Source organism: Terrabacter sp. 01T434, assembly GCF_056398545.1.
The window spans coordinates 1-5,046 of sequence record NZ_JBFTPP010000019.1; the positions used below are offsets into that span (position 1 = coordinate 1).

A 5,046-nucleotide genomic window follows, 5' to 3' on the forward strand; every position below is an offset into this window, starting at 1 on the left:
CCACCCGCGAATACGTCGCTCGCCGCACTGCCGAAGGCAAGACCGGCCGAGAAATCAAACGCTGCCTTGCCCGCTACGTCGCCCGCGACCTCTATCGCCTACTCGAAAACACCACGACAGGCGCTTGACGAAGCATAGGAGCGTCGCAGCAGAGTCTTGGACCTGACTCTGCCAACGACCACCGCACCTCGATGACGAGGCCGTCCATTAACTCCAGTCCTGAGCCCGGACTCGTGCCACCTCGAGCCGCCAAATCGCCTCACTCGCATCGTCGGCGACGACTGGCTGCCCACGGAAGGTGCCGGGGAGCCGGGTGCTTGTGTCGACGACTAGCACGGTCAAGTCCGGCTCTGCCGCTAGCTCGCAGTCTCGAGCGATGCTGTTGCGCACGGGGCCGGCAGCACGAGCCACGCCTCCATACGCGGCGGCCACCTCACCGTAAGTGGGCAACTCCTCGTCGTCCCGGTTGACGCATGAGATCAGGAAGCGTCTCGCGGCGTCTACGTCTTGGGGTCGACGGCTGAAACCGGCCACGATCGATCAAACCTCGGCATGGCCCATCGCGCCAGCATCCTGTCCCTAGAAAGATCGACGATTGACGTCCGTAGGCGCGTGCGGCCCAGCGTCTCAAGGGGAGCGTGACGCGGCGAAGTGACGCAGGAGTTCTTGCGGATCTGGACGCTTCGGCAGCGGCGACTGACACGCACGTGACTAGCGAACGGCGTGAGGAGGTAGTCGGGCCGGCGTGTCAGCGGGCTTCGTCACAGCGCTTCGACGTGCGCGATCAGTCCAGGACCTTGCGACAGCGCTGGTCGGGATCTCGGTCGGTGCACTTCTGCACGATCTGCGCCGCGTCACTGGTGCTGTGCCGCAAGGACTCCCTGCCGGTGAAGATGAGCGAGAGGGGCACCCACCCGATCGCGTAGTGATGCTTGGTGATCACGGAAACTGAGGCGGTCCCGCTTCACGGTGTAGAAGTCGTGTCCCGGGCTAGAGTCGCGCGCCGGAAATGTTCTTGGGCTCGCCCCTCAAGCTCTCCACCTGGATTGGGATCAGGAACAGGCTGTCGCGGACGGGGTCGCAGTGGGCAACGGGAAATCGGCAGTAGCGCCACTCAGGTCGGCACCCGCGAACGAAGCGCCAGATGTGCGGGCCCCGCTGAGCACCGCGCCCCTCAAGCAGCTGTTGCTGAGATCCGCGCCGGTGAGATTCGCACCGCTGAGATCGGCCCCGCGAAAGTCGGCATTCGCCAAGTTCAGTCCGCTCAGGTCAATGGAACGCAGGTTGCGCCCAGCCATGGAGAACAGGCCTGATCGTGGGGTGGATGCCGAGGCGGGCGTCTGAGTTGTGATTGAGGCCTGGGCGTTCTGACGGACTGGCCAATCTTGGGGGATCAACAGTACGGCACTGAGTGAGCAGGTGCTAAGGAACAATGCGATGGTCGCCGCGAGGGCCCTTCGATCCGGCTTGACAACCAAGGCGTAGCATCCGGCGAGCAGGGATGCGCTGACAACGGTGACCGCTAGCGCGCCTCGGAAACCCCAGAAATGCGAGCTCAGCGCGATCGCAGTCACGCCCACCGTGACGGACAAGACCAGTGCGACGAAGGGCGCCTTCAAGCTCGAGCCTTTCCGAGGCGATTCCTCACGTAGGCAGGGTCCCTTCCGGCCCCGCCCCGAGTCCAGACACCACGCCGTAGAAGTTTGCGCGTGACGAGCCCTACCATGGAGGTCTACGGGAGGGAGGGGCCGTGTCGGTTCGCTGCCTCATCTTGATCTGGTGGCTATTCCGCTCATGGCTCACGGCCACTGGCCCCCTTCCACCGCCGGGTCCGTCGCGAACGCCTCACGAAGATCGCTGCTCCTGCGGGGCGCCGACACGACAGCGCGCGAAGGGTGTCCGTTGGTGCTTTCGGTGTGAGCACAACTGTGTGACAAGCGACGGTGTCAACGGCGACACTCACCAGCAGGAGGCTTGACAGTGGCAGTGTGGGAGTCGGGTCTGGGTGCCGTCGCTCGGGTAGGGCCCTACTTCACCGCAGTGAGCCTCATTCCGTCCGCAGTTCTCGCCGCCGGCCTTTACGTGCTTGTCTCGACCGAGCCCTGGACGGGCTCACCCGACTGGACAAAGGCCGTGCCATCTGAGAGCTCTTGGCAGGGCCTATTGGTGTGGGCGCTGCTCGCCGCGTTTCTTGCCCTGTTGTTTCATCCCCTGCAGTACTCAGTTGTTCAAGTGCTGGAAGGCTATTGGGGCTCAGGGCCGTTCGCCTTATGGCTGGCCCGTGGGCGCCTTCAGGTATGGCTCGCCCGGTACGAGTTGCTTCAAAAGCGTTCGGTGGCCGGCCAGACCGCGTTCGAGGAGTTACAGAGCCAAACTGCTACGAAGGATTCGCTGGCCGCCAAGTGGTCGCAGTTCGAAGCGGATCGACAGCTCCAGGATCTTCCTGCTCTTGACGGTGACCTGATGCCGACGCGCCTTGGCAACATTCTACGCGGGCATGAGGAAAGGGCCGGTCGTCCGTACGGCCTCGGAGCTATCAGCGCTATCCCGCACGTTGGTCTGCTCGCACCGCCAGAGCAGTTGGCCTACCTGAACGACCAGCGCACCCAGCTTGATTTGGCAGTCCGGCTGTGTTTCACGACAGGAGTGCTAGGCGTGGCAACTCTCGCTCTGTTCTCCTTTTGTGGCTATTGGGCGATGCTGGCCCTGGTCCCGCTGGGGCTTTCCGCGCTGTTGTACCGCGGCGCCTGCACTGTCGCTCATCACTACGGGAATGCCATCGAGGTATTGATAGACCTCAACAGGTATCGTCTCTACGAAGCGCTCGGCCTCGATCGTCCCGAAGGCCTGGAGCAAGAACGGGCACAGAACGTAGGACTGTCTCGACTTCTCCAAGAACGCGCTGAGGACTGTCTCATAGACAAGGTGGCTAACACTCCGAATGCCGATCCGTGGTGGAAACGGGCGCGGCTCACCGTTCCCGGCCTATCCAAAGGGAAACAGGAGACGTGAGCTCCTTGCTCGCATCGGGACAACAAATCACGGCGTGACACACCTCTGGATCGCGAGTCCGCACAACAAATATGCCAATCCTGGGGTCGTGCGTCGGTTGGCCAGTCCCTACAACGCCATACGCGATGCTCACGCCACCCCGACATGCGGCACCATGGCGCATCGCGCCGCGTATTTGGGGGCGATAGGCGGCGGTATGACACACAGTGTCTGATGCGGAGCAAGTGTGTCGGTCGCTGGTACGTGGAATCCTCAGTTCATGACGGATGATCCGCGGCTGTCGGTATGGGAGCGGCTGCACGAGTTTGCGAGGTCGCAGACGGGATCATTCACGTCGCAGGAAGTCATCTCGTGGTTCGCGCGGCACGCACCGGGGCAAGCAACCGATCACACGATCCGCGTCCACACTCGGGGTGCGAGCTGGAACGTCGGAGACAGATCCCAGTTCTCGCACCGCGAACCGTTCCTCACTCGAATTGACCGCGGACTCTACCGCCGAGCGACAGTCGAGGAGATTGAGCAGTGGCGGTCCGAAAACCCAGTCACACCAAGTCGCGTCAGACGCCGTCCTTCCACAGCCTTCGCGGCTGCCGAAGCGCAAGATGCCCGAATGCCCGATCGAGTGCGCGAGCCCCAGCTAGCGAACACTGCACGCCTGTCCGGAGAGTGGCACACGGAGGCCAACGTTCAGTCCTCCTTGGTAACCGCCCTGGCAGCCGACGGGTGGAGCATCCTCTCAGTCGCCAACACGTCCACCAAGGAGCATGGCATTGACGTAGTCGCTGCACGCGACGGTCAGACCGTGGGCATCGAGGTGAAGGGGTTCCCGAGCCGCAACTACGCAGATTCGGCGCGTGCCGCCGAGACGAAGCGCACCAGTCCGAGCACTCAGGCGGGTCACTGGTACTCCCAGGCTGTGCTTGCCGCGATGCGACTACGGGGGAAGGAACCTGCTTGGCGCAGCATCATCGTGTTGCCCGACTTCCGGCGTTACCGCGAGTTGCACGCCCAGACCGTGGGCTCACTCACGGCAGCGCAGATCGAAGTGTGGTGGATCGATCAGAGTGGAGCGCTGCTCGCGCCCTAGCCGCCAGGACGGCTCACGGCGAATAGACGCACTTCCACGACTCACGGATTGCGCCCTGCGGCGACTCTCAAGGCCCATCGCGTGGGTGCTCGACCCAGTAGGGACGCGCCCGCCTCCGGAGCCTCGCGTGCGCGATCGCAGTGACCGCTGCCACGAACGAACCCGTAGTGGTGAAGAAGGTTAGGACCCTATGCGCTTCGCGGACGGGCGTCAGCGGTTCAAGGCCCACTCGCCCTGCCGCGTTCAGCGACGACCGCGCGCATACGTCCCTCTGCTCACCGCCGAGTGTGAGGCGTATCCACGTGTGACCGAGCCGCCAGTTCGGGGCATCGGGAAAGCGGACGCGGGCCGCGTAAACGAGTCTGGGCCGGAACCCCAGATCTTGGAGGAGAAGCCTCAATGCCCCGTTGTACTGGGTGCAGAAGCCCCGCCCATGGCGAAAGGCCGAGGCAGGCGGTTCCCACGGGTGCAGGACCGAGTACGTCGAGAATCGCTCGCTTACCAGGCGGGTCGCGTAGTCCACTAACTGCCATCCCGTGAGTCGAGTCGAACGACATTCCTCGACGGCCTGAGCGATGTCGCGAGGCATATGAGCATCGTGTCATCCACACCCTCCTCTCAGCGCCAGATCCGGACAGCTGCCTCTCCCGTCCCGGGCTTGGGTGGGAAGTGTCGGCAAGCCACCCGACCGAACGCAGGTGTGCGCCCTCGATCTTGAGAGGCGGCGTCACGCGGCGAAAGGACTGTGAGGATGGCCTTCGCAGCCTGATGGTGCTGGGCTGTGGTTGGTGACCGCGGGTGTGACCCCCGGAATGACTGGCTTCGTGCCTTTGTTGCGACTTGTCCGCTCGTGGTCACCGGCCCCGGCCCGGTTGGAGGAGCTGGCCTGATCAGGAGCTTGACCATCTGGCGTTAGAGGCGCCGGATGTGTCTCATCACAGTCCTGC

Annotated in this window: 4 protein-coding genes and 1 pseudogene; 3 read left to right on the top strand and 2 right to left on the bottom strand. The window is 63.7% G+C overall.

What is annotated here, in order from left to right; translation table 11 throughout:
* A pseudogene (locus AC1DIW_RS21750) lies at positions 1-128 on the top strand (IS110 family transposase); the annotation flags it as partial.
* Positions 129-784: 656 nt separating this feature from the next.
* Here AC1DIW_RS21750 and AC1DIW_RS21755 read toward each other — a convergent pair.
* Both AC1DIW_RS21755 and AC1DIW_RS21760 read right to left on the bottom strand, forming a co-directional pair.
* A complete protein-coding gene (locus tag AC1DIW_RS21755) occupies positions 785-943 on the bottom strand; it encodes a hypothetical protein (RefSeq protein ID WP_478110898.1) in 159 nt (52 codons plus the stop codon).
* 109 nt (positions 944-1,052) lie between these two features.
* Positions 1,053-1,298, bottom strand: coding sequence for a pentapeptide repeat-containing protein (locus AC1DIW_RS21760; RefSeq protein WP_478110903.1), 246 nt, complete (start codon positions 1,296-1,298; stop codon positions 1,053-1,055).
* 742 nt (positions 1,299-2,040) lie between these two features.
* On the opposite strand from AC1DIW_RS21760, the gene AC1DIW_RS21765 reads away from it, so the two are divergent.
* Both AC1DIW_RS21765 and AC1DIW_RS21770 read left to right on the top strand, forming a co-directional pair.
* On the top strand, positions 2,041-3,012 hold the full coding sequence (locus tag AC1DIW_RS21765) for a hypothetical protein (protein ID WP_478110900.1): 972 nt from the start codon (positions 2,041-2,043) through the stop codon (positions 3,010-3,012).
* 259 nt (positions 3,013-3,271) lie between these two features.
* Positions 3,272-4,099: a DUF7669 domain-containing protein gene (locus AC1DIW_RS21770; protein WP_478110902.1), complete on the top strand. Its 828-nt coding sequence runs from the start codon at positions 3,272-3,274 to the stop codon at positions 4,097-4,099.
* The last annotated feature ends 947 nt before the right edge of the window (positions 4,100-5,046 follow it).